At 61.6% G+C, this 24713-nt stretch carries 15 protein-coding genes; 4 read left to right on the forward strand and 11 right to left on the reverse strand.

All coding sequences use genetic code 11. From position 1 onward, the window contains the following. Positions 1 to 370: 370 nt before the first annotated feature. Entirely contained in the window at positions 371 to 4879 is a 4509-nt protein-coding gene (locus tag C4J91_RS12795; protein WP_124362664.1) for a dermonecrotic toxin domain-containing protein, read from the reverse strand. On the opposite strand from C4J91_RS12795, the gene C4J91_RS12800 reads away from it, so the two are divergent. Continuing rightward, positions 4850 to 5221 carry a hypothetical protein gene (locus tag C4J91_RS12800; protein WP_124362665.1) on the forward strand — a complete coding sequence of 124 codons (372 nt, stop codon included), beginning with the start codon at positions 4850 to 4852 and terminating at the stop codon, positions 5219 to 5221. The genes C4J91_RS12795 and C4J91_RS12800 overlap by 30 nt on opposite strands. 205 nt (positions 5222 to 5426) lie before the next feature. Here the strand turns inward: C4J91_RS12800 and C4J91_RS12805 are convergent, their stop codons facing one another. Further along, on the reverse strand, positions 5427 to 10343 hold the full coding sequence (locus C4J91_RS12805) for a dermonecrotic toxin domain-containing protein (RefSeq protein ID WP_124362666.1): 4917 nt from the start codon (positions 10341 to 10343) through the stop codon (positions 5427 to 5429). A gap of 146 nt (positions 10344 to 10489) precedes the next feature. On the opposite strand from C4J91_RS12805, the gene C4J91_RS12810 reads away from it, so the two are divergent. The 3 genes from C4J91_RS12810 (at position 10490) to C4J91_RS12820 (ending at position 12278) form a co-directional block, all read left to right on the forward strand. Continuing rightward, positions 10490 to 10780: a DUF5629 family protein gene (locus C4J91_RS12810; RefSeq protein ID WP_124362667.1), complete on the forward strand. Its 291-nt coding sequence runs from the start codon at positions 10490 to 10492 to the stop codon at positions 10778 to 10780. After that, entirely contained in the window at positions 10767 to 11942 is a 1176-nt protein-coding gene (locus tag C4J91_RS12815; RefSeq protein WP_124362668.1) for a lactonase family protein, read from the forward strand. Before C4J91_RS12810 ends, C4J91_RS12815 begins: the two co-directional genes overlap by 14 nt. A gap of 156 nt (positions 11943 to 12098) precedes the next feature. Next, positions 12099 to 12278 (forward strand): hypothetical protein, encoded by a 180-nt coding sequence (locus C4J91_RS12820; RefSeq protein WP_124362669.1) that lies wholly within the window; start codon positions 12099 to 12101, stop codon positions 12276 to 12278. A gap of 58 nt (positions 12279 to 12336) precedes the next feature. Here the strand turns inward: C4J91_RS12820 and C4J91_RS12825 are convergent, their stop codons facing one another. The 9 genes from C4J91_RS12825 to C4J91_RS12865 all read right to left on the reverse strand — a co-directional run bounded on the left by C4J91_RS12825 (position 12337) and on the right by C4J91_RS12865 (position 24709). Continuing rightward, positions 12337 to 12930 (reverse strand): glutathione S-transferase, encoded by a 594-nt coding sequence (locus C4J91_RS12825; protein ID WP_124362670.1) that lies wholly within the window; start codon positions 12928 to 12930, stop codon positions 12337 to 12339. After that, entirely contained in the window at positions 12927 to 16565 is a 3639-nt protein-coding gene (locus C4J91_RS12830; RefSeq protein ID WP_124362671.1) for an AAA family ATPase, read from the reverse strand. Before C4J91_RS12830 ends, C4J91_RS12825 begins: the two co-directional genes overlap by 4 nt. Continuing rightward, a complete protein-coding gene (locus C4J91_RS12835) occupies positions 16562 to 17803 on the reverse strand; it encodes an exonuclease SbcCD subunit D C-terminal domain-containing protein (RefSeq protein ID WP_124362672.1) in 1242 nt (413 codons plus the stop codon). Before C4J91_RS12835 ends, C4J91_RS12830 begins: the two co-directional genes overlap by 4 nt. A gap of 244 nt (positions 17804 to 18047) precedes the next feature. Beyond that, entirely contained in the window at positions 18048 to 18287 is a 240-nt protein-coding gene (locus C4J91_RS12840) for a DUF6124 family protein (protein WP_124362673.1), read from the reverse strand. Between the two features lie 544 nt (positions 18288 to 18831). Then, positions 18832 to 20472 (reverse strand): BatD family protein, encoded by a 1641-nt coding sequence (locus C4J91_RS12845; protein WP_124362674.1) that lies wholly within the window; start codon positions 20470 to 20472, stop codon positions 18832 to 18834. Then, complete coding sequence (locus C4J91_RS12850) at positions 20469 to 22208, reverse strand: tetratricopeptide repeat protein (RefSeq protein WP_124362675.1); 1740 nt, start codon at positions 22206 to 22208, stop codon at positions 20469 to 20471. The genes C4J91_RS12845 and C4J91_RS12850 overlap by 4 nt, the downstream gene beginning before the upstream one ends. Next, the gene (locus C4J91_RS12855) at positions 22205 to 23293 is read right to left on the reverse strand and encodes a VWA domain-containing protein (protein WP_124362676.1); all 1089 of its coding nucleotides are present in this window, start codon (positions 23291 to 23293) and stop codon (positions 22205 to 22207) included. Before C4J91_RS12855 ends, C4J91_RS12850 begins: the two co-directional genes overlap by 4 nt. Next, entirely contained in the window at positions 23286 to 23780 is a 495-nt protein-coding gene (locus C4J91_RS12860; protein ID WP_124362677.1) for a DUF4381 domain-containing protein, read from the reverse strand. The genes C4J91_RS12855 and C4J91_RS12860 overlap by 8 nt, the downstream gene beginning before the upstream one ends. Continuing rightward, positions 23777 to 24709, reverse strand: coding sequence for a DUF58 domain-containing protein (locus C4J91_RS12865; protein WP_124362678.1), 933 nt, complete (start codon positions 24707 to 24709; stop codon positions 23777 to 23779). The genes C4J91_RS12860 and C4J91_RS12865 overlap by 4 nt, the downstream gene beginning before the upstream one ends. Between the last annotated feature and the right edge of the window lie 4 nt (positions 24710 to 24713).

The raw sequence follows: 24713 nt of genomic DNA on the forward strand, positions 1-24713 counted from the left end.
GGTGGAATGGTTTTACTCGGCGGCACACGAATGGCAGGGCCATCGAGGCCTTGTCCGGCATGGGTATCTACACAACTTTTGATGCGACGCGAAACCCTGTGGCGAGGGAGCTTGCTCCCGTGACGGTCTGCCAGGCGAAACGTATTTAACGGGTTTATTGCGATTTAATTGTGGGAGCGGGCTTGCTCGCGAAAGCGGTGGTTCAGTCAAGGATGTATTCACTGACACAGCGCATTCGCGAGCAAGCCCGCTCCCACATTTGGCCCGCGTTTCACCCGCTCTATACCTGCCGGCTGTGAGGCCGTCCGGGATCGAGCCCCTTCGCCATCGCAGGTACAGGAGCTCACCTGAGTTGTGTCGATACTTATGCTTATCCGGGCAATAGGCTCAAAAAGAGTTGCTGATCCAGCGGGGCAGTCACGGGGTTATAGAGGTCGCGCACGATGGATTTACTGTCTGCGCCTGCCTTCACGATCAGATCCTTGAGCGTCAAAAAACGATGTTCCGGTCGTTTCAAGTGGGCGGCGGTGTATTCGCTGCCCGCGCTGGTGGGGCTGCTGTAGTGAAAATGCGCATACCACAATACGGTCTGAGCATTTTTCTCGCGCACGGCAAACTCAGAGACATAGTCCTTGGCGGCTGTTCGTTGCGGGCCATGCACCAGGCCGATATCCACCGCGCCGTGGCGGCGCAGGTAGTCGATGTTTTCTTGCCGAGGGCGTTGGGCCTTGTAACCTTCAATGCAGTGCTGCACGCCTTGCTGCCGGATCACACCGGCTTGCTCGCGCAGGCGTGCCACCGTTTGCGCTACCTCTGGTTTGTCCTGGTGAGCGGTGTGTATTTCATCGGCGATCGCCTCGATTCTTTTGGCCTGGTAATCGAGCATATCGCTCCAGTCACGAGGGTTGAGGTCGTCGCGGCGCAGTGGGTCCTTGAGTTTGCGTTTCTGGAATTCGATCGACTTTTCGATGGCCCCGACTTCACCGATCAACCTGTTGCCTTCCCCACGCAGCGTTGCAAAGGCGCGTACCTGAGGTGCGGGGGCGGGCGCTGCCGGTTTGGCGTCGACGATTTCCACCCAGCCTTCTGCGGGGTGCTCCATGAACCGGCCGCTGATTTGCTGGGTGATCGGATTGCGCGTGACAATAGTAGGAAACGGTGTGCCGGCCTCGGTCGGTTGCAGATCGCCGACCAGCGCCCCCTTGTCCCGTGATTTGAAGGTCCGCTTGGTTTGCGACACGGTTTTTATCGGCTTCAAGCTGGCCTGCCGAGGCGGCAGGAATTCTTCCTCGCGCAACAGGTTGGCCAGTTCGGTCTCGGCATTGCTGTTGGCGATTTCCAGGCGTTCGATCAACAGCGTCATGTAGTGAGGGCGGACCAGCGGTGAGTCAAGTTCCACCAGGGAGCGGCAGATTTGCAGGCGTCTGTTGTAGTGCTTGATCAGATTGTTCAGCACATCCTTGTGCTCGCCGGACGTGAACCCCTCGGTGGTGAGCAGATCTATGTGACTGTCCTCTATCGACGACATGGCGCGCTGATAGTTGTCATAGAGACTGAGGAGATACTGTTCTTGTGGGGTTTGAGCAGAAATCGTCAGATCGATGCTCAGGTCGGTCAATTTATCCAGCGACGCAAGGACTACATATATGCGGTTGTAAAATCTGCGTACCGGATCGGCATTGAGATATTTTGTGCGTTGTGAGGCACCGCTTTTCTGCAGCTTGACCATTTCTTCGAGGGTGTTCTCAAGGTCGGTTATAGCCTGCGCATGCAGTTCAGCCGCGGCAAACACGGTCTCCATAAGATCCTGCACATAGGCGGATGACGCAGGATCGTGTGCCGTCCTTTGCAACTCGATCAGCGGTTGCCCCTCATCAGAATAAAAAGACGCGTGGTAAAACGAGCCAAGGCGTTTGATGCGCAGCTCATTGGCGGCGAGGATAGACAGGTATTGATCGATGCATTTCGATTCGTCATCAAACTGATTTTGCACCGCCTTGAATTCCCGATAACGCTTGATCAGGTCTCGGCGCAGTTGCAATAGAACGTCAGTCGTCTGATGAAACTGTTCTTCGCTGATCTTGTAGTTCAAGCGTGCTCTTGAGTACTGGGTCATCCGGGCTGCGTGCTCAGCCACCAGCGACTTGTCTTCAGGTGATGAACGCAACTTGGCGTAGGCAACCTTCAGCTCAACATGGGCTCTTTCAAACTGCCGTTTGGTGTCATTCAGTGCGTCGTCGATAGGCATTACGCGCGTGGTCTCTTGACGCACGGCATCAATTATCCGGTTGAGGTCTTCCCCGATCTCAGTGCGTTTTTGGTCAATTTCCGCCAACTTTGCCTTAAGTCGGTTTTTCGGACCGCCCCCTCGCAGCTTCAGCCCTTGATCCAACGCCCAATGCCCATGTCCGTCGGTCTTGAGCCTGAACCCCGGGTGGGAGGGTTTTTCCGGATGAATAATAAAAACCTCAGCGAACCCAGGAACGATGCTGACGCGAAACAGCAGGCCCGCCACCGACGCGTGCCACTGATGACCGAGACGGTACAACCCTTTGTAGGGTCCAATTTCGACGGCTGAAGGTGCCGGCTCCGGCCATGGGACGTTCAGTTCACGCAAGGCATTGAGCAGTCGTCGACTGGACGAATCCCTTGCGGTGGAGTGAATAAAGTCCACCAGCGTCTTGTCGCCGGCGGGTGGTTCGGCCGCCAGTGCTATCGGACCTTGCTCGACAGGTACCGTCGGTTGCGGTGAAGTGTCGGGCTGTGCACGACGCAGGGCCGCGAGGATCAGCGGGCGATCGTTGTCGGCTGAACGCTGTGAGGGCTTGATGACCGGATGCTCCCCGGAACCTGCGTGCAACAGGATCAGCCCGATGTTAAGCAACACATCCACCCAGGCCAGTTCCCTGGCTGTGGCGTCATCACTTTGCAGCGCAGCGATATCCTGTTGGAGGCTGGTCGCCAATTGCAGCATCCAGCCTGCCAACATGGCCGGCCCCCGCAGCAGCGGCATGAGCAGGGTGTTGAACAGCAGCCAGCCGCCTTCCAGCAGGATCTTCCAGCGGCTCTCGGTATTGGAGACCGAGTCCCGGTCGGCCAGGTCCACCAGCGTCCTGGCGTTGCTGCCATACAGGTACTGACTCAGATTGCCGGAGGCCAGCGACTGCGCCAGGGAACCGTGAACCGCGTCACCGTTGGAGGGGCGGGCCAATTGGGCGGCTGGGGGCGCAGCCCATTGAACGGTGTCGTCTCCTTGGCCAAAGCGCAGGATATGCGGGCTGAGGAAACCACCATTGCTATAGATCGTCCGGGCACTCTCCGGCAGCCAGCTCAGTACACTGTCTTGCAAGGCGCCGGGCTGGGCAATCGCATCGAACAGTGCCTGGCGGGTTGCGAACTCCCGCAGCGCGTCCTGATACAGCGGTCGGTAGAGAATATGAGGGCCGACATCGCTGTTGCGAGGCTCAATGATGAACATGTTGTCGACGATATCCGCAGTGGTATCAGGCGTGCGGGTGAAGGCCAGCGGATGGATCTCTATGTCTTGCCCGTCGACAACGCGTCGGGGTGCATCGCGTTGCATCAAGGCCTTTACGTAGCGGTAGCCCAGGAACGTGAAGCCGTGTTCGGCACGAATCTTGTGTTCCAGCGCCTGAAGCGGCAAATGTACGCTCAACGCCTGATCGAACAGCGCCTCGCGACGGCGCGATTCGCTGCTGTCACTGAGCAGCAGCTCACGGATCTTCTGGGGATAACGCTCGCCGATGTTGACCCGGCTGACCAGCCCGGGTGAACTGCTGAAAAGGCCCTTTTCACCGAGAATATAGTCCGCCGTCAGCCATGGCGGCAGCGGTGTTCCGGATGTGTCACGAAGGGTCATTGCGCCGTGTGGAGCGGCTGCCAGATTGTTGACCGCCAGCTCCCGAAGACTCATGGTCACAGCGCTCAGATAACCGCCGCGCAAATCCCCGACCGGAACATGAAAGGTCAGCTCCAGGTTGCCCGGTTCGACACTGGACTCGGGATGATCCAGGCGTATCAGCTCGCGCAGTGCGCGGTCGGTGAAATCATGCAGGTTTTCGATCCCGTCGAGAAAAGACGCGCCTGCCGTTTGCCGGCGCAGGCGTGCCTGTTCCACCAGCAGCTGACGATAGGCAAACCGGTCACCGGCGTTGGCCGTCTGTAGCCATTGGGGCAGTGCCGCCTTGATCGCCGCCTGGTTTATCGGATCAGGCACGGGCGCCTCATTGAAGAAGGGCGTGGGGTCGGTTATATCGGCGAACAGTTTTTCCAAAGGTCGCACACCGTCATGGGTCGGCAGTTGGATGGCTTCGAGGTTTTCCAGCTGGTGATTCAGCAGCAGGGCTGCCTGGACATCGAAGAGATTGCCGTCGGGTTCATAGCGTTTGATGATGATCTTATCGACCAGTACCTGGCTTTCCAGGCGTTTCCCCCACGCCTGGTTGAAGGCTTCCATTGAGGGGTACGCCTCGACGCTCCCGGAAGCCGCGCACAATAGTGTCAAGTCTCCCTGCACCACCAGAATATCGGGCGTCAGCAGGCGTGTGGTGGTGCCGTTGGCAATCAGGCAGGTTTCGAGGCAGTAGGCATGGATAAACCCGTCTGGATGCGGCATGGCCTGTCGCTCACGACGGTCGGGGTAGCGGGCCAGGTCAAAGAGCGCGTGCTGGGCCGCACGGCGTGCTTCGCCCCACAGGCTGGCCGCACTGCTCAGGTTGCCGGCCAGCAGGTCACCCAGCCATTGCCAGCGGCTGACGCCGGTGTCGCTGTTGAGGTTCCAGTAGGCAGCCAGTGCTTCCTGAAAGTGGAGGGGCAGGGCGTCAGCCAATTGGACGATGACCTGCTCGATAACCCGCATGTCCGGTTCTTTGGGGCCGTTGGCTTCATAAGTCAGATGCCTGGGGGCTTGCTGGGTCAGGAAGCAGCGCCGCCCGTCCACATGGGCGGTAAAGTCCATCGGCGTACTGTTGGCCAGATAGTCGAGTGCAACATCTGTCAGCAGTTTCAGGTCCCAGCCGCTTCGTTGATTGGGTTTGGCGACCTTGGCCTTGCTCAGGTCCAGCAGCAGGGGCGGGTAATGCTCAAGGATGGACTGGTGCAGAACTTGTTCGACTACATCGTGCAGGGTCGGTCGGCTGGCAAACTGGTGCGCGACGGCGTCGGCCGTCAGGTTGCTGCGGTGGGGACGAGGTGGGGATGAAATATCCGGCATGGCAGATTCCGTTCTATGGATAAAGGGCTGTCGTTTTGGGGCCAGAGTGGCGGGTCTGCAATCAATGAGGGTGGTAGCTGGCTACCGCTGAGGACTAAAAGGGCAACGACTCGAGCACGGCATGCTTCAAGCAAACGCCCGACGTTAAACCGTCGAGCGTTTGTGTTCGGATGGCTGTCGGTACGGCTTGAATTTACGGTGCAGGTGCGATGGCTAAAAAGAGTTGGTCCTGAGGCGGCACAATCAGCACGTAGAGGATTTTTTCAATGGGCTCGGCCCCTGGCTCCTGCTGGCTATGCAAGAGCGCTTGTACGTGCTGTTTGAGCAGGTCCTTTTGGGTGTACTTGCGCTGACTGGCCAGCTTCAGGTGTGCTCTGGTATAGCTGGCAGGTGGCGCATCGGCTGTCGCGTAGTGGAAGTGGGCGTACCACAACACGGTCGGAGGCTTTTGCGCTTTGTCATACACGGCATATTCAGTGAAAAAATCACCGCTGAGGGTAGGCCTTTGCGGGTCTGCCTGGCTGGTCAGGTTGATGTCGATTTCTTTCTGTCGCCACAAGTATTCAAGGCTTTGCAGCGTCGGCCACTGGCGTTTGTAAGCCTCACTGCATACACGCTTCGCCATGCGCTGCATGTCTCTGGCGTGTGCCCGGTAGTTGTCGATCAAGTCTTGCGCCGAGGGCTGGCTGCGGTGTTCCCGAGCAATTTCATCGGCCAGGTCGGTTAGTTTTTTCGCCTGCCCGGTGAGCAACTCGTCCCAGTCAGCTGGATTGACATCTTGCCGGGTAAAGGGGTTTTCCAATTGGTGCTGCTGAGCGGTTATGGCCCGTTCAATCTCTGTGCGTTGCTGCACCAGTTTCTCGCCCTGGCTCTTTATCGCTGCCAGGGACCGCGCCTGTGGGGCAGGTTCTGGCACGTCCATCGGTGCCAGGGTTTTTTCCACCCAGGTGTCGGCCTCAAATTGTTCGAACGAAGTAACGGTTTCATCGAAAAATGGGTTGGTGATGGTGAAATGCTCTTGAGGGTGTTGGCCATCAGCAGGCCTGAGGTCACCGACCAGATAGTGTCTATTGCGGGTTTTGAAGATGCGCTTTGTACGGGCTTTTGGTCTGCGCAGCTTTGCCAGCGACGCTTCGACTTCCAGTGCCTCCTGGCTGCGCACCACGGCTTCCAGCTCGTTTTCGGCGAGGGTGCGAGCCCGTCTCAGCCCGCTCAGCAGCCGTTCGGCGATGAGGTGCAGGCGCTGCGGATTAACAAACGTGAGGGCTTCGATGGCGGACGCGTAGCTGCGGTACTTGCCAAGGATAGTGTCATATAGCAGACGCTGTTCCTCGAGAGGATAACCGGTGCTGCTGCGCACTTCGGTGTGCGACAGCAAGACTTCACTCAGCCTCGATTCATCGAGATGTTTGATATACAGCAACTCCAGCGGGGAGGGCTCAACTGCTGACAGTTTTACGACCACCCGCGATAGCGGGATCAGAGCGTGGATTTCCAGATTTTCTGAAAAAAAATGTTGAGGAACGCTGATTTTTGCCAGCAACTCTTCCCGTATCACACGCCCCACCGCTGAGTCCTGCTCTAACAATTCAAGGGTGGTTTCCATTTCGCGGGAGCGGACCGCCATACGTTGGATCACGTCCGCGAGCTCAATTAATCGAGTAACGTGGTCGTTATAGTGCCAGGGACGTCCGCTCTGTATCTCAGGAAGCATGCGCTGCACCAAGTTATTCATTGGCTCGCCACGGTCGCTGAATAGAAAGGTGTCCGCCCATTTTTGCAGATGAAGATGCAGGCGCAGTTGATCATCCCAGAGCGACTTCAGGGTTATTGCCCTGTCCTGGACATGACCACGAGCCCCGGCGCACCGTTCGAGGTCCTGGCCCACCTTGTACAGTTCAATTCGCCGTGGCAGCAAAAGCGCATGCTTTTTTTCCAGGATATCCAGAGAAACTTCATAGCTGACGCGTATCTTTGAGTAGCTCGATATCTCCTGCTCGTGCCGCGTTTGAAGGGCTGTTTTCTGAGCGTCGGTGGCATTTTGCAGAAGCCGCCATACCAGTTTCAACGTACTGATTTGTTTGATCAGGTCATCACGGCTGCTGTTCATTCGAGTCAGCCACGTTCTGAATTCGGCCATCCCATGAGTGAGCTCCACATTGAGCTCTTGCATGCGGCCCTGAAGCAGTTCCAGTTGGCGGCGATTTTCCTCGCGCAGGGCCGCCACGCGCTTGGGACCACCGCCCGTCAGTTTCAGCCCACGATCCAGGGTCCAATGGCCGTTCCCGTCGGTGCTGAGTTTGATGCCGGGATGGTTGGGTTTGTCGGGATGAACAATGAACACTTCGTCAAAACCCGGAACGACAGTGACCCGAAAAAACAGGCCACCCACTGAGGCGTGCCAGTGGTTGTCGACCTTGAACAACCCCTTGAGCGCACCAATAGCGATAGGTTCCGGTACCGGCTCAGGCCAAGGCGTGTTGACCTCGAGCAGTTTTTCCAGCAGACGCGCCGCTGCGCTGTCGCCGGCAAGGGAGCGATCAACGTCCAGCAGGGTTCTGCCGCCCCCTGGCGGTTCGGAAGGGAGGCCAACGATGCCACGTTCAATCAGCGGGAACCCGCTGCCTGCCCGGCTGGGTGGGCGCCTCAAGGGCAATCCTGCAAGGGTCTGTCGGGCGGTATTATCCTCGAGCAACGGCCCGCCTGAAGGTTGTGTGGGCAATCCATGGTGGATCAGTACCATGCCGATGTTGAGCAACAGGTCGACCCATGCAAGTTCCCTGGCAATGGGATCTTCGCTCGTCAATGCCGGCAGGTCCTGATTAAGGCTCAGTGCCAATTGCATGAACCAGCCCACAGCCGCCAACGGTCCGCGCACCAGCATCAATAAAGTATTGAAACCCAGTTGCACCCCTTCGAGAATCAGCGCCCATCGGCTTTCAGTATTGGAGGTTGACTCACGGTCGGCCTGGTCGAGCAACTGACATGCTTCGCAGACAAACAGGTACTCCATCAATTCATTGCGGTTCAGTGCCTGCAGGATCTGATCGTTGCTTTCAGCATCCGCACTTGCCAGTGTCGCGGGTTTGGGGATGCCGGGCAAAGGGTCGAACTCTGAACCTATTCCGCTGATACGTATGTAATGCGGTTCTTTAAAGCCGCCATGGCTGTAGATGTCCCTGGCGTCATCGGCCAACCAGGCCAGTACGCTTTCCTGGATTGTCCCGGGCTGTGCGATGGCCTCCAGTAAACTGTCGCGGCTGGCAAACTCCAGCAGTGACTCACGATAGGCCGGGCGATAAAGCAGGTGCGGTCCGGATTGCGTGTCACGGGGCTCGATGATGAACATGTTCTGCACCACATCAGCCTTGGCGCCGGGTTTGCGTTGAAAGGCGAGGGTGCGCATGACGATTTCATCGGCGTCGACCCAACGCTCTGTACGGTGGGTGCCGACCACTGCCCTGACGCAACGCAAACCTCTTGGCGTCAGCCCGGCTTCACCTTTGATCTTGTGCTCAAGCGCCTGCATTTTCAGGGCGACGGGCCGTTGCCCGCAGAACAGGCGTTTGCGCTTTTCAGCCTCCGGGGTATCACTCAGCAATTGCTGCTGTATATAGGCGGGGTAGTTCAGGCCGACATTGACACGTTGGATCAGTTCGTCCACGTAAGCCGTGGTCAGCCACGTTTCGATCTCCAGGCCTGCGGTGTGACGCAATGTCATGCGGCCTCTGGGTTTTCCCGAGAGGTTTTTCAAGGCCAGATCGACCAGGCTCATCGTGACCTTCTCGATGTAGCCACTTTGCAAGGTGCCGACGGGCACATCGAAGCTCAGTTCCAGTTCGTCGGCTTTGTATTTTGACTGCGCAACGTCTGTACAGGCGGCCTTGGCGTGCAATACGGCGTTTCTCTTCAAGCACAGTTGGTGATTCAAATGACGGGTGGCATAAGTGCGGATATCGTCCAGCCCATCCAGGTAGCCTTCACCCTGCGTCAGGCGTCTGAAGCTGGCTTGTTCGAGTAAGCATTGGCGGTAGACAAAGCGGTCGGCCGGTGAGGCATCTTGCAGCCACCTGGGGAGCGCGGCCTGGATTGGCGATAATGTTTCTATGGCGGTGAGTGGCGAAAGCGCAAACAAATTGGCTGGATTGGTGATCGACGCAAACAGCGTTTCCATGTCGCTGACGGTGGTGGCGCCAGGCAGTCGGACCGCTGCGAGGTCCTCCAGGTGCTGGTTGAGCGCGAGTGCTGCCTGTACCTCGAAAATATCGCCGTCGGGTTCGTACAATTGCCAAGTGATTTTGTCGGCGATGAATTGCTCTGCCACATGTTTACCCCAAGCCTCCCCGAAAGCATCCAGGCTGGTGTAGGGCTCAATCCGGCCTGACACGGTACACAAAAACACCCGCTCGCCGCTGACCACCAGGATGTCGCTGGATTGCAACGTCAAGGTTGTGGCAGCACGTACAAGGTGCGTTTCCAGGGTATAGGCATGGATCGAGTTGTCGGGCCATGGTCGCTTCGCTCTGGCCTCCCGGCTGGGGCAGTTTGCCAGTGTGCTGAGTATCTGCAGTTGTTGGGCATCATCCCCTGATTGGCGAATCGCCGAGGCCCTCAGCAAGCCTTGCAGCAAACCGGCCAGCCATTGCCAACGACTGCCGCCGGCATCACTGTCCTGGTTCCAGTATTCGGTCAGCGCATCTTGAAATCCGATAAACACAATCAAGGGCAGTTCCCGTATCACGCTTTCGACGACGTTCAGGTCATAGGAGACATGCTCATTGGCTGGCAGGGTGAGGCGGGTGCCCGTGGCGTCACTGAGGTAACTGTCGAGGTTGTGGCGCACGGAGAGGTCGGGGAAGCTGCCGTCGGCCATATGTTTGAGGGCCACCTCCAACAGCGGATGCAGGGCTCGGCCGCCGCCGTCACGGGGCAGTGCCAGGCAAAGATCGGAGAGCGCATTGGACAGGGATGGGAATTGTTCCTTCAAGGTGTAGGTCAGCATCTGAGTAGCGACTGAACGCAGGGATGGACGCGTGAGAAATTGTGCTTCTACGGTCTTTTTCAGAAGGTTTTCAGCTGGGGCGCGCGTGGTGGTTGGCACGGGAGTCATCCTTAACGTGGGTTGGCGAGGTCCTCGTAAAGTAATGTCGACGGCGTGCCTGATGCGGTAGTCGGCTACCGCAGGGCGATGGGAAAGAAGAAAGGCGCTAAGGATTGGTCTATCATCGACATTTTTCCCCTTGATGAATGATCCTGATGACTGCCGCCAGCCTGCTTACTGAACTTCAAACCAGCGACATGCTCGAAATCGATGGGCTGCATGCCTTCGATTTCACCTCAGACGAGCAAGGCTTGCGCATGACCTGCATGGACGGCCGGGCCGAGAAGCGCTGGACGTTCAGCCTCGCGCAAGTACAGGCCGCGACCTTTGATGACGCCTTGCAAAGCTGGACCCTCACCGGTGATTCGGGCGAACACCGCCTGGTGTGCATGGCCGCCTTCACCGGCAACAATAACGACGAGGAAGACGAGCATGATGATGCGTAAATTCTGGCCGCTGCTGATGGCCGGCAGTGTGGGGGCGATGTCGGTGCAGGCTGCACCGGCTGACACCTATGAATTGTTGGTGGGCAGCTACACCGCTGGCGCCAGCGAAGGTATTTATCGCCTGCAATTCGACAGCCGCACTGGCCAGTTCCAGGGCAAACCGGTGCTGGCAGCGAAGGCTGACAACCCTTCGTGGCTGACGGTCTCCAAAGACCAGAAGCACCTGTTTGTGGTCAATGAAAACGGTCCCGGCCAGCAAGACCCGGTCGGTCGCGTCAGCAGCTACAGCATCGACCCGAAGAGTCATCAGCTCACCCTGATCAATCAGGTGCAGAGCCTGGGTAACGAGCCGACCCATTCCAGCATCGCTGCGGATGGGCGTTACCTGTTCGTCGCCAATTATTCGGTGGTGGAAGACCCGGGCGGCAGCCTGGCAATCCTGCCGGTGGACGCTACCGGCAAACTGTCGGCGCCGGTGCAGTTGAGCGGGCACCCGGCCAGTCGCGTCAACCCCGAGCGCCAGGCCTCCAACCACGTGCACTCAGTGGTGTCTTCGCCGGATGGCAAGTACGTGTTTGTGCAGGACCTGGGGGCGGACAAAGTATTTGCCTACCATTACGACTCCAAGGCCAATCACGAATTGCCGCTGACCCCGGCCAACCAGGCATCGGTGCAATTGCCACCGGGCAGCGGCCCACGTCACCTGCTGTTCAGCGCCGATGGCAAGCACGCCTGGCTGACCACCGAGATGAGCGCGCAGGTCGCGGTGTTCGATTATGCCGACGGCAAGCTCACCCAGACCCAGTTGGTTGACTACGCCGCCGGGCAACCGGTGTCCGATAAGGCCGGCGCCGCCGTGCATGCGTCCAGTGACGGCAAGTTCCTGTATGTGAGCAATCGCGGCACCGCCAACCAGATCATCGTATTTGGCGTAGACCCAGCCACCGCCCACCTCAAAGAGCTGCAGCGCCGCAGCGTGGAAGGCGACCACCCGCGCGAGTTCAGCCTCGACCCGAGCGGCAAGTTCCTGCTGGTCGCCAACCAGAAGAGCAACGAAATTGTGGTGGTCGAACGTGACCCCAACACCGGCCTGCTGGGTAAAACCGTGCAGAAATTGCCGATCGATGCGCCCAGCGACCTCAAGTTCCTGGTGCGTCAATAAGCCACAGGCCCCGCAACGCGGGGCCTGACCCTAAGTATTAATTCCATTGATGACGGCTACTGTTTCAAAGCATTTCTAAGGTTCAACCCCCGGGCGTAAGTTTGGTTCCAAGGCCTTCCCAGGCCACTCAACCAAACGCACACAAGGGTTACCGACATGAATCTGAACCTCTTCTCCGTCATCGCCGCTTCCGCTGTTTCCGCCACCGTGGCCTTGCCTGCCAACGCCAGCGTGGACGTCGCCGGGAAAAAATCCAGCACCAGCGCCTACACCCAGAAATACCTGCAACAGAGCGCCAACTTTTATGCGGCGCTGGATCACAAGACCCAGGGCTAACACTGATCAACCTGTGGGAGGGGGCAAGCCCCCTCCCACAGGTTGATTGATGTTGGTATCAGGGCTTTGCCATCACCGCGATAAACAGCGGTGACTCCAGAATCCGCTGTAGCCACGCCTGTAGCCGTGGATAGGGCGTACCCGCAAACCACTCGCGATCCACATGGGCGAACTGCCGCACAAACGGCACGATGGCTGCGTCTGCCAGGCTCATGTGCGCGGCGAGCAAGTACTCACGATCCGCCAGCAAACCCTCCAACTTCTGCAAGAACACCTCGCCCTCGGCCCGATAATCTTCCATCGGCTGCTGCGGATAGCGTTCGGCGTACTTGTATCGATTCAAATGATGTTTGAACAGGTCGTCATTTTCGGCGATCAATGCCAGTACCGCAGGATCACCTTGCAGTCGCCAATCGCCGGGGTCGTTTTGCGCCAATGCCCATTGCATGATCTCCAGGCTTTCCTCGATCACCCGACCTTCCACGCTCAGCACCGGAACCGTGCCCTTGGGCGACAATGCCAGCATCTCGGCCGGCTTGGCCTTGAGGCTCACCTCGATAATCTGCACCGCCACCCCCGAGTAGCGCAGCGCCAGGCGCGCACGCATCGCATAGGGGCAGCGCCGGAATGAATACAGCAGCGCTTCGCTCACTTGACCTCCAGGGTGCTCAAGCCATTGCCCTGGCGCTTGACCTGGATCTGCACCGGGATGCGCTCATGCATTTCCTGTACATGGGAAATCACCGCGACCTTGCGGCCCTGAGCCTGCAAACCGTCGAGGGCGTCCATGGCCAATTGCAGTGATTCGGGGTCGAGGCTGCCGAAACCTTCATCGATAAACAGCGATTCGATCTTCAACGTGCTTGACGCCATCGACGCCAGGCCCAAGGCCAATGCCAGGGACACCAGGAACGTCTCGCCGCCGGACAACGAGTGCACCGAGCGCAGTTCATCACCCATTTCCGTGTCCATCACCAGCAGGCCCAACATGCTGCCGCCACGCTTGAGGCGGTAGCGGCGCACCAGTTGGCGCAGCTGCACGTTGGCGTGATGCACCAGCAGGTCGAGGTTGTAGGCCTGGGCGATCTTGCGGAAGGTGTCGCCGGTGGCCGAGCCGATCAGCGCGTTCAGGCGGGCCCAGCGCTGCCATTCGTCATAGGCCTTGGCGATTTGCTCGGCCAGGGCGCTGTTGGCATCCTGGCGGCGCTGGTCCTCGGACTGGCGCGCGCGCAGTTCGGCGCAGTGTTTCTCGCCCTCGGCCAATTGCTGGTTGAGCGCGGCGAGGCTGCTGTCCAGCTGTTCGGCGTCCAGGTTGCCATTGTGCAAGGCCTGGTGCTCGGCGAGGCGTTGTTCGCGCTCTTGCAGCAGTACGCTGGCTTGTTCGACGGCTTTTTCGCAGGTGTGCAACTGCTGGCGCAGGTCGGTGATCTGGGCGTCGTCCAATGCCAGCAGACGCGCCAGACCGTCATCGTCCAGCTCGGGGCGCGCGGCGCGCCACGCGCTGATGCGCGTGTCCAGGGCCTGTCGTTCGCTCTCGAGCGCTTGCTGGCGCTCCTGCACGGCCTTGAGGTCGGCGACCAATTGCACCAGTGCGGAGTGAACGGCGTGCAACTCCTGGCTGGCATCGGCTTCGCTTTGGCGCGACTGGGCGACGGCCTGATCCAGTTGCTGTTGCCACTGTTCGGCGCTCGCGTGCTCGCCCAGCAATGCGCTGAGCGTTTCCTGGGCGTCGCGGTGCTGGGTGGCCAGCTCGGCGACCTGCAGATTCAGCGCCTCCAATTGCTGCTGGCGATGCTGCTGGTGGGTCTGTTGCTTCTCGATGGCCTGCTGACGCTCTTGTTGTTCAGCCAGCTCATCACGCTGATGGCCCAGGTGTTCCAGGCGCTGGCTGACCTGCTGATCGAGTTGCATGAAGGTCGCCGCCGGCTCGCTGCGCAAGCCTTCCAGCGTCGCGCTGGGCAACAGGCTGGCGAAGCTTGCGAGTTCTGCATCGAGGCGTTCGCGGTCGTTGGCCAGGGCGCGCTGCTGGTCGAGCAACAGTTGGCGGGCCTGCTGGCTGGCGTCCTGGGCGGCTTGCAACTGCTGCTGCAAACGCCCGGCGTTCTGTTGCAGGTTGAGCAGGGCGCTTTGGCGCTGTTCGTCCTGGGCGATGCTTTGCGTCAGTTGCGCCAGTTGCTGGGCCAACCAGCTGCTGCGCTTGGCGGCGTCCTGGTTGAACAGCGCAGCGCACAGCGGATGCGCCTGCAGGCTTGGCGCCAACGCTTGCTGCTGCAGCGCAAGCTGTTCCTGCTGCGCCAGGAATTCCTTTTGCTGGGCGATCAGGCCACCCACTTCGCCACGCAGCTCGGTGAGCTTTTCCTTGAGGCTGTCGACGGCTTTCTGCGCCGTGGCCTCTTCGTTTTCATCGTGGCGCCCCAAGCTCTGCAACAACGCTTCGGGCTGGTGATACGGATGTTCGTCGCTGCCGCAGACGGGGCAGGGCTGGTCATCCTGCAACTGCTCGCGCAGTTCCTCGACGCTGGCACTGCGGGCCAGGCGCTGGCGCTCCAGCAGTTGCTTGGTCACCGTCAGGGTTTGCTCGGCCACCGTCAGTTCAGCTTTGGTTTGCAGGCCGGTCTGGTTCAGTTGCTCGCGTTGCTGCGCCGCCTCGGCGAGTTTTTGCGCCAGGCTGCTGGCCTGGGTGTCGAGCTGCTGCTGGCTGTCCCACAAACGTGCCAGGTCTTCGAAGGCACGTTGTTGCTTGCGATTGTCCTGCAAGAGACTGGCGAGCAATTGCAGTTGTTCGGCCACTGCGTGCGGCTCGGCGCCGGCCTCTTGGTACAGCAGGTCCAGGGCTTCGCGCTGCTGGGTGAATTGCGCCACGGCGGCGGTGACGCGCTGTTCGAGTTGCGGCAGTTCGGTCTCGCCCTGATTCAGGCGATTGCCGATCAGCATCAACTGTTGCAAGCGGTCGCGGTAGGCACTCCAGGCGTCGCTCAGGGGCGCGAGGGCGGCGCTGCGCTCCAGTTCAGCGGCCAGGCGTTGCAGGCGCTCGTCGATCTGGGCCTGCTTTTCTTGCAGGCTGTTGAGCAAAATCTGACCTTCGCTGCAGGCGGTGGCGTGCTGCTGCTGGTCTTCGGTGCGCTTGGCCAGTTCCTTGGTCAAGTGGGCGAGGGTGGTCTGTTGTTCGAAGGCCTGGCGCAACAACGGCGCGGCCTGCGCCTGGTTCTGCTGGGCTTGCCCGAGTGCCGACTGGGCGCTGGCCTGCTGCTGTTGCGCCTGTTCCTGGCGGCTGTGCAGCACGGCTTGTTGTGCAAGGTGCTGCTGAATCTGCGTGGCGAGCGGTGCCAGCAAGGCGTCGAGTTCTGCGCGGCGCAGGAAGTGATGGCGCTGTGGGGCGAGCTGGTCCAGGCGCGTCAGGTCCTGGCGCTGCTGGCCCTGGCTGTCCCACTGTTGCTGGGCGTGCTGCAACTGCTCGGCAGCGCTTTGCTGGCGCTCCTGCCATTCGCGCAGTTCCTTGAGCCAGGTGTGCTGCAACTCCAATTGCTTGAGCTGGGCCTGGTGGGTCTTGAGTTGCTGTTGCGCCTGGTTCAGTTGTTGATCCAGCTCGGCGCGCGCTTCGGCGGCCAGGGGTACCACGCCGGTGGCCTGGTCCTGCAACTGTTTGTGGGCGTCCCTGGCGTCCTTGGCCTTGTCGAAGGCGCGGCGGCCAAGTTGGGTGTAGAGCGCGGTGTCGGTGAGCTTTTCCAGCAGTTCGCTGCGCTCGTTGTCGTTGGCCTTGAGAAAGGCACTGAACTCGCTCTGCGCCAGCAGCACCGCACGGGTGAACTGTTCGAAGTTCAGGCCCAGGGCCAGTTCCAGCTGGGTCTTGTATTCGGTTTTCTGGCTGGCCAGCAGTTGCTCGCTGTCCAGGTCGATCAGGCTCTGGCGGCTGCTCTGCAACTTGCCGCTGGCCTTGTCGCGGGCGCGGTTGGCTTCCCAGCGCGCCCGGTAGCGCCGGCCGCTGACGCCGACGAAATCCACCTCGGCGTAGCCACCGCCGGTACCCCGCCTGAGCAGGGTGCGCGGGTCGCCGATGGAAATATCGCTGTCGGCATCCGGCATCTTCGCCTGGCCGGTATCGCCCAAACGCGGCACCGCGCCAAACAGCGCCAGGCACAGTGCATCGAGCAGAGTGCTTTTGCCGGCGCCAGTCGGCCCGGTGATGGCGAACAGACCGGCACTGGCCAGCGGCTCGGCGGTGAAGTCGATCTCGAACGGCCCGGCCAGGGACGCGAGGTTTTTCAGGCGGATGGCGAGGATCTTCATGGCTGTTCGTCCTCCTGTTGCACTTCCTGGAGCAGCACGGCGAAGTCCTTCAAGGTTTGTTCATCCACTTCGCTGCCGTAGCTGTCCTGCCAGGCACGGCTGAACAGTTCCTGGGGCGTGAGCTGGTCGAGTTCGACCAGGCGCTCTTCATCGCCGTCAGCGCGCGGGCCGTTGCCGGCGTATTCGGCGGCGATGCGCACCAGGCGCACGGCCTTGCCTTGCAGGGCGGTTTCGATCTGCTGGCGCAGGTCCGGTTGCGGTTCGTCCAGGCGCACGCGCACTTCCAGCCAGGGATGGCGCTGGGTTTCGGCGAGCAGGTCGATGTCGGGCAGCTCGGCCAGGGCCTTGAGAATATCGGCCAGAGGCGCGGCTTCCAAGCGTTGCAGGTTGACCGAGCGCGGAATCAGCAGCGGTTCGACGCCGACCAGTCGTTCGCCCTGGAACGTTACGTCGAGCACCTGGTGCTTGTAGCTGATTTCGGAAAACGACAGCGGAATCGGCGAGCCGCTGTAGCGAATGCGCTCTTCGCCATTCACTTTTTGCGGCTTGTGCAGATGGCCGAGAGCAACATAGCCCACACTCTTATCGAACAGGCTGGCCGGCAGCGCCTCGGCATTGCCGATGATCAGGCTGCGCTCGGAGTCTTCCGACACCGAACCCCCGGCCATGTGCGCATGGCTGATGGCAACCAGCGCCTGGCCTTTCTTGCGTTTGGCGTTGGCGGCCGCGATCAGCCATTCATGCACTTGGCCGATGCCGCGCAGGTAATCATCGCCCAACTGCGCACCCGTGACTTCCGCCGGGCGCAGAAAGGGCAGCGCCAGGCACCAGGCGACGACCTTGCCTTTGGCGTCCGGCAATGGGATGAGCAGGCGTTCGGCATCCAGTTGGCCGTCATCCAGCCACAGCACACGGCCCAATGCATGGGTGCGCAGACGACGCATCAGCGGGGCGGGCAGCTCGATGCGCGAACCGGAGTCGTGGTTGCCGGCGATCATCACAATCGTCAGCGTGGGGTTTTGTTCGTGGGCGCCGATGATGAAGTCATATAGGCGTTCCTGAGCCTTGAGCGGCGGGTTGACCGTGTCGAAGATATCGCCGGCGATCAACAGCGCCTCCGGGCGATGGGCCTTCAGTTGGCCCAGCAGCCATTCGAGGAAGCAGGCATGTTCGAAGTCGCGTTCCTGGCCGTGCAGGTTTTGCCCAAGGTGCCAGTCGGAGGTGTGAAACAGACGCAAGGCGAACTCCGGGGAGAAGATGAAAAGGAGGGGAGTTTACCTGTATTACTAGCGCAGTGCCTTGGGGGACGCCGGGGTTGATCGTTCCCACGCTCTGCGTGGTAATGCCTCCTGGGACGCTCCGCGTCCCGCCAGGCGCTGCAAGTTCCGCTACTGCACACAGGTGACGCAGAGCGTCACGGGCTGCATTCCCAAGCGGGAGCGTGGGAACGATCTTTGAAGCCGCGCTCCACAGGGGGGGGCGTTATGCCTGGGGTTGCAGGCACTCCAAGGCTCGGTCCGCCAGGGTGCGGGCCATGTCAATCAGGTGGGCGGTGGAGCAGGCCATGTCACGTTGGGCGCCGTTGAGGTCTTCAGCGGTCTGCGTTGCGGTAGTGGCGGCGCAACGTAATAGCGAGGCAATGCTGGCGATGGCGTCCTCGAAGCTCAGGTCTTCGTGGGCGACAAAAATCGGAAAGGGGGGATCGGGGACGAGTTTGTTCATGCGTGAAGCTCCTGCTTGGATTGGGAGCCATTCTTTTGCCGATCTCACACGTCAAAAGGTGGCAGCTATGTGCGGGGTGAGATACCGGAAAGCAGGACCCGGCCAGACCAAAGCCTGCCCGCACATAGCCGCCATAGACGGTCGTAGCGCATGGCGCCTGCTAATACACGGGATCTCACACCCGATCGCTGATATGCAGCGACGAAGCGAAGGCTAGCCAGTGGGTTGAGCAGGCGCAAGGCCGAAGGATTGTCTAGGAAACGTCCTGCAAATTAAAGCGATATGGATTGCTGGCCCTTAACAATGCATGTCCAGCAGGCGATGCAGGCCAACTGTGGGAGGGGGCTTGCCCCCGATAGCGGTGTGTCAGTGACAGGTGTGTTGACTGACACACCGCTATTGATCGTTCCCATGCTCTGCGTGGTAATGGCTCCTGGGACGCTCCGCGTCCCGCCAAGCAGCCCGTGACGCAGAGCGTCACGGGCTGCATTCCCACGCGGGAGCGTGGGAACGATCTCTGACAGTTGCTTGCGTGGTGTCTGGGCTATTTGGGGTAGAGCGGCGGCAGGCTGGTGGTATCGGTGGCCGGGTCTTGTACGCGCTCCGCCACGGGGATGGCCTTGATTGCGCGCCACAGGTCTTCACCCAGCCAATACTGGCCACTTTCGCTGTACAACGCGCCGTTCAGCCCGTCCAACGCATCCGACAGCGGCACGAAGCGCGCGGCCATGTCGGCGAGGGTTTCCGGTTGTTGGCGGGCCCAGGCATCCAGGGCCTGGCGGGTGGCGTGGGGGTCGTTGGCCTGGGTCGCGCGCTTGAGGTCGTCGAGCAGGGTGCGCGGGCTGGGGCCGGTTTGCGCGGCGCGTTGCACGGCGGGTTGGCGGCGGGCGCGCCACCACAGGCCGAAGCCCAGCAGGGTAGTGCAGGCCAGCAGCAAGGTGCTGAGCTGCCACAGCCACAGGCGTTCGTCATCCGGCGCGGTGATGACGGTCGGCGTGGCGGGGGTGTCCACCACCAGGCTCGGGTTGACCGCCACTTGCAGGGTGCGGGCCGGCAGGCTGGTGCGTTCCAGGTGGTCTTCGTGGGTGTTCCACCACACCACTTCCACGGCGGGCAGTTCCAGCGCACCGGCTCGCGTGGGCACCAGTGCCTCGCGGTCTTCGCGGCTGCCAATCAGGCCACGGTCGCTGGTCTGGTTGGCCAATACCGGTTGGTCCGGGTAGCGCCGCAGGCCGTTGACGTCGGTACTGGGCAGCGCCGGCAGTTGCGCGCTGGACAGGCCCTCGACCTTGACCGTGAGGCTGCGCGTCAGCGAGTCACCGACCTGCACATGTTCGGGCACCGGGTTCCAGGCTTCGTCCAGGCTCAGGCTGCGCGCCGGCAACCACGGCGTGTCGGCGGGGTAGAACTCGGGCTTGGGCTTGACCGTCAGCGCAAGCGGCGCTGAGCTGGCGTGGATCAGCTTGCCCGGCTTGGTGCCCTGCAGCGTGTTCTCCTGGGGAGGGCGCGACTCCACCAGGGTCGCGCTGAAGGTCTGCGCCCCAATCGCCAAGGCCCCGCTGTGCTGCGGATAGATCGCGTAGCGGGTTTCGATCACGCCATGGCGGATGCTGTTGATGACTTTTTCATAGGTGCGCGACTCGCCCAATTGCTCGACCCGTGCGTCGGGGATTTGCAGGGGCGTGAGGCTGCTGTCGTCATACAGCGACACCGAGTGATACACGCGCACCGTCAGCAGGGCCTGGGCCTGCACGTAAACGCTGGTCTGGTCGAGGTTGGCTTCGACGAACACCGGTGCCAGTTCGGCGCTGGTGTTCTGGCTGGCGGTTTCCAGCACTTGCAGGGTGATCGGCTGGGTCTTGAGGTCGCCCACCTGCAGCGGCGGGATCACCACGGTGCCGTTTTCCCGGGGCAGCAGGGTGATGATCCAGCGCGTGGTCGCGTGGTTATCGCCGCCCAGGGTGGTGAGCTGGTTGATCTGGCGCGTGCCGCTGACTTCGAACTGCGCATCCAGGGGCGACAGATCGGGCTTGCCGAACTGGGTCACGTCGCTGGATTCCACCGTCAGCTCCACCGTTTCCCCTGAGTTGAGGCGGCTGCGGTCGACGCTGGCGATCAGGTTCGCCGCCTGGGCGTGGCCTGCCGACAAAGCGAGCAAGAGCAGAAGGGTGGTGCGGCGGCTCATCGAGTCTTGTCCTGATGTTGTTGCTGTTCGTACCAGAATTTGCGTCGCAGCAGTTCACCGGGGTTGTCCGGGATCTGTTGCAGCCATTGCTCCAACGCCTGACGATGTTCGCCCTCAAGGCTGGCATCGGCGGGGCGTAGCGGCGGCGTGGTGGTTTGCTCGTCGCCGAGCTCGCTGCCTGGCACTTCGTTACCGTCGGTTGGCGGCGAGCCCGCGGTGTCGGTGGCGCCGTTGGCGGCTTGGCCCTGACCCTGGGTGGATTGTTCGCCACCCTGGGCATTTTGTCCGTCGGCGCCCGGTTGCGCAGTTTGGCCGGGTTGGGTGGTTTCGTCATCCTGGTTTTTTTCGGGTTCGTCGGGCTCAGGCTGGGCTTGTTCGCGCAGCAGGTTTTCCACCAGCGCCTTGTTCTTCAGGGCCGGCTGCAGATCGGGTTGGGCTTCCAGCGCCTGTTCGTAGGCATCGATCGCGGCTTCCAGCTCACCCGATCGGGCCAGGGCATTGCCGCGATTGTAGTGGGCATAGGCGTTGTCACCCTGGGCAAAACGCTTGATGGCTTCGGCATAGTTACCGGCTTCGTACAGGGCCACGCCTTGCCATTGCGGGTCCTGGAAGCGTTCGGCGGCCTCGGCCGGGCGTTTTTTCTTCAGCAGGTACTGGCCTTGCTGGTCGGGACGCAGCCACAGGTCCTGGAATTCGAAGGCATAGCTGGGCTGCGGTGCGACCATCAACAGCAGCGGCAGGCAGAACAGCCAGCCGCGACGCCCGGCGCAGGCGGCCAATAGCAGCAGCGGCAGGAGCAGCCAGTAACCCTGGTCGGCCCAGGTGTCCAGGCGCAGCAGTTGACCGTCGTCGCGCAAGGCCTGGGGCGGGTCAAGTACGCCGAGTTGGCGCAGGTCCTTTTCGTCCAGGCGCGCAGCCCGGTAGCGGCCGCCCATTTCGCTGGCGAACGCCTTGAGGGTCGGGCTGTCGAGGCGCGGGATCAGGATTGCGCCCTGTTCGTCCTTGAGGAATTCGCCGCTTTCCTGGGTGACTGGCGTGCCTTCACGACTGCCGATGCCGAGGATCGACAAGCTCGGCGCCTGGCTGCCTTGCAACAGCAACCGGATACCCTGGCGCTCCTGTTTGGACAGCGAGGAGCCGATCAGCAGCAGGCGCCCCTGGCCGAGGCCGCCGTGCTTGAGCAGGGCCAGGGCTTTTTCCACGGCCAGGTCGGCGCGGTGGCCAGGCGCGGGCATGATCGAGGGGCGCAGCGCTTCAAGCAGGTTACGGCTGGTGGCCAGGTCATCCGACAGCGGCACCAGGGTGTGGGCGCTGCCGGCATACACGATGATGGCGGTTTGCGCATCGGTGCGCGCCTGCAGCAAGTCATAAAGCTTGCGCCGCGCCTGTTCGAGACGGTTGGGCGGGCTGTCGGTAGCGAGCATTTGCGGGGTGAGCTCCAGCAGCACCACCAGCGGGTCGGAAGGCTTCTGGCTGAGTTGTTCAACCCGTTGCCAACTGGGCCCGAGCAGCGCCAGCAACGCCAGCAGCCAGGCGATGCCCAGTACCACCCAGGGCGATTTGCTTTCGCGGCCGTTGCCGCCACTGAGCAGCGTGGCATGGAAGGCCTGGGGCAGGATGAGCTGCCAGCGCCCGGCGCGTTTTTGCCGGTGCCACAGTTGCCACAGCAACCAGCCGAGCAGCGGCAGCAGCAACAGCCACCAGGGGCGCAACCAGTGCGGCCACAAAGCGATCATCGACGCCTCCGCAAGCGCAGGCGCTTGAGGCGCTGGCGCCATTCCGGGCTCTGTGGCAGGAACATGCCCTTGCTCGACAGTTTGGTGTACAGCCGCTGCAAGGCGTTGTTCGGCCAGCGTTCGTGCACCACCAGCAACAGGCTGAGAAGCAGCGCCAGGGCCAGCGGGCCGCTGTACAACGCGTGGGCCGGGCGGGCCTGAGTGGGCTGCTGTTCGACGGGCTCGAGGGTGTCGAGGGTGGTCTTGATCTGTTCCAGCTCGTTGCCATCGCGGGCGCGGAAATACTGGCCGCCCGTCGCCTCGGCGAGGGCCTTCAGCGCCGGTTCGTCGAGGTCCAGGCTCGGGTTCACGCCGAGAATGCCCAGGGAGCCGGTTTGCTCAGGGTCGGCGCCGATGCCGATCGGGTAGATTTTCACGCCTTCTTCAGCGGCCAGGCGCGCGGCGGTGAGTGGGTCGATTTGCCCGGCGTTATTGGCGCCGTCGGTCACCAGGATCAGCACGCGGCTTTGCGCCGGGCGCTGGCGCAGGCGTTTCAAGGCCAGGCCGATGGCGTCGCCGATGGCGGTGTTCTTGCCGGCGATGCCGATGCGCGCTTCATCCAGCCAAGTGCGCACGGTGCGTCGGTCGAAGGTCAGCGGTGCTTGCAGGTAAGCCTGGCTGCCGAACAGGATCAGGCCTACGCGGTCGCCTTCACGGCCCTCGAGAAAATCCCCGAGCAAGTGCTGGACCAGCGCCAGGCGGCTGACGTCCTCGTCCTGCCAGTGCATGTCGGGAAAATCCATGGAGCCGGAGACATCCACCGCCACCAGCAAGTCACGGCCACTGGCGGCAATTGGCAGCGGCTCGCCGAGCCATTCCGGGCGGGCGGCGGCGGTCAACAGCAACAGCCACAGCACCACGAACGGTGCCTGCTGGCGCCAGCCCGGCAGGTTCACCCGAGCGCGGCGCCGGGCCAGGTGTTCGAGGTCGTTGAGGTAGCTGACTTTCAACGCGGGTTCGCCACTGTCGGCCGCTGGCAGGACCAGGCGCATCAACCACGGCAACGGCAACAGGGTGAAGATCCAAGGCCAGGCGAACTCAAACATGTTTGCGAATCCAGGTGTCGACGGCTTGGGTCAGGCCAGCGATGGCCTTGTCGTCGAGTTTGCATTCGGGCTTGTAGGCGCCTTCGACCAGCACCATCCAGCGCGTGAGGCCGGCGGCGGGACAGCGGTTATCGAGGAACGCCAGCCATTTGCGGCCGTTGAGGGTGTGGCTTTGGCTGTAGGGGTAGTCGTTGCGGCACAGGCGCTTGAGCAAGCCATTGAGTTGCTGCAGCCACGCTCCGGCGGGCGCGCCGTCATAGGGTTTGGGCATCAGCGCCAGCTCGGCCAGGGCCGCAATGCGCAGCGGGTCCAGCGGTTGTTCGGCGCGGGCCACGGGGCGGCGCGCGGGCAGGAAACGGCGTAGCCACCACAGGCCCCAGCCCAGCATCGGGAGCAGCAGCAACAACAGCCACCAGCCCGGCGCGGGCGGCCAGAAGCCGATGGCTGGCGGGGCGATCAGCGGTTGCAGTTGGTCAAGGCTGCTCATTGTTTTCTGACCGGGCGCTGTGGGTTGAGGTATTCGCGCAGTTGCTCGACCATTTCACTCTGGGTGCTCAACGGCATCAACAAGACGCGCAGCTTTTGCGCCAGCAACTCCCAGCGGGCGATGCGTGCTTCAGCCTGGGCCTTGTAGGCCTGGCGCAAATCGAAATTGAGCGTATCGAGTTCCAGTTGCGCGCCCCGTTGCGCAAAGCGCAGCAGCCCGGCGGCGGGCAGGGCGTGGTCCAGCGGATCGGAGATGGGCAGCAGCAGCAAATCGCAATGGCGCGACAACAGGCTCAGTTGCTGCTCGGCGCCTTCAGTCAGCGCCCGTTCATCGCAGATCACAATGCCCAGGCTGCCGGGGCGCAGCACTTCGCGGCCGCGGCGCAGGGCCATGCCCAGCGCGTCGGCTTCAGGAAGGCTTTCGGTGTTCAGGCTCTGGTTGACCCGCACCAGGCGGTTAAGCAGTTGCAGCAGGCTTTGCTTGCTGCGCCGGGGTTTGATTTCGTAGTGCTCGCTGTCGCCGAACACCAGGCCGCCCACGCGGTCGTTATGCCCCAGCGCGGCCCAACCGATCAGGCTGGCGGCTTGTGCGGCGAGCACCGACTTGAACATCTGCCCCGAGCCGAAAAACAGCCGGCAGCTTTGCTCGACCATGATGAAAATCGGCCGCTCGCGTTCTTCGTGGAACAGCTTGGTGTGGGGCTCCTGGGTGCGGGCGGTCACACGCCAATCGATGGTGCGCACGTCGTCCCCGGCCTGGTACACGCGCACCTGGTCAAAATCCACACCGCGCCCGCGTAGCTTGGAGTGGTGCAGGCCGATCAACGGGCTGCGCTGGCCGGGGGTGGAGAACAATTGCACTTCACGCACGCGATGGCGCATCTCGATCAGCTCACTGAGCGTGACGTGGATACCCGCGCTCGCGTTCATCGAC

Source organism: Pseudomonas sp. R3-52-08 (assembly GCF_003851745.1).
Classification (GTDB): domain Bacteria; phylum Pseudomonadota; class Gammaproteobacteria; order Pseudomonadales; family Pseudomonadaceae; genus Aquipseudomonas.

Bases quoted from the DNA above. Each gene is read 5' to 3' on its own strand.
- C4J91_RS12795 (WP_124362664.1), bottom strand. From the start codon at position 4,879: ATGCGGGTTATCGAGCAGGTCATCGTCCAATTGGCTGACGCCCTGCCC.
- C4J91_RS12805 (WP_124362666.1), bottom strand. From the start codon at position 10,343: ATGACTCCCGTGCCAACCACCACGCGCGCCCCAGCTGAAAACCTTCTG.
- C4J91_RS12810 (WP_124362667.1), top strand. From the start codon at position 10,490: ATGACTGCCGCCAGCCTGCTTACTGAACTTCAAACCAGCGACATGCTC.
- C4J91_RS12815 (WP_124362668.1), top strand. From the start codon at position 10,767: ATGATGATGCGTAAATTCTGGCCGCTGCTGATGGCCGGCAGTGTGGGG.
- C4J91_RS12820 (WP_124362669.1), top strand. From the start codon at position 12,099: ATGAATCTGAACCTCTTCTCCGTCATCGCCGCTTCCGCTGTTTCCGCC.
- C4J91_RS12830 (WP_124362671.1), bottom strand. From the start codon at position 16,565: ATGAAGATCCTCGCCATCCGCCTGAAAAACCTCGCGTCCCTGGCCGGG.
- C4J91_RS12840 (WP_124362673.1), bottom strand. From the start codon at position 18,287: ATGAACAAACTCGTCCCCGATCCCCCCTTTCCGATTTTTGTCGCCCAC.
- C4J91_RS12845 (WP_124362674.1), bottom strand. From the start codon at position 20,472: ATGAGCCGCCGCACCACCCTTCTGCTCTTGCTCGCTTTGTCGGCAGGC.
- C4J91_RS12850 (WP_124362675.1), bottom strand. From the start codon at position 22,208: ATGATCGCTTTGTGGCCGCACTGGTTGCGCCCCTGGTGGCTGTTGCTG.
- C4J91_RS12855 (WP_124362676.1), bottom strand. From the start codon at position 23,293: ATGTTTGAGTTCGCCTGGCCTTGGATCTTCACCCTGTTGCCGTTGCCG.
- C4J91_RS12860 (WP_124362677.1), bottom strand. From the start codon at position 23,780: ATGAGCAGCCTTGACCAACTGCAACCGCTGATCGCCCCGCCAGCCATC.
- C4J91_RS12865 (WP_124362678.1), bottom strand. From the start codon at position 24,709: ATGAACGCGAGCGCGGGTATCCACGTCACGCTCAGTGAGCTGATCGAG.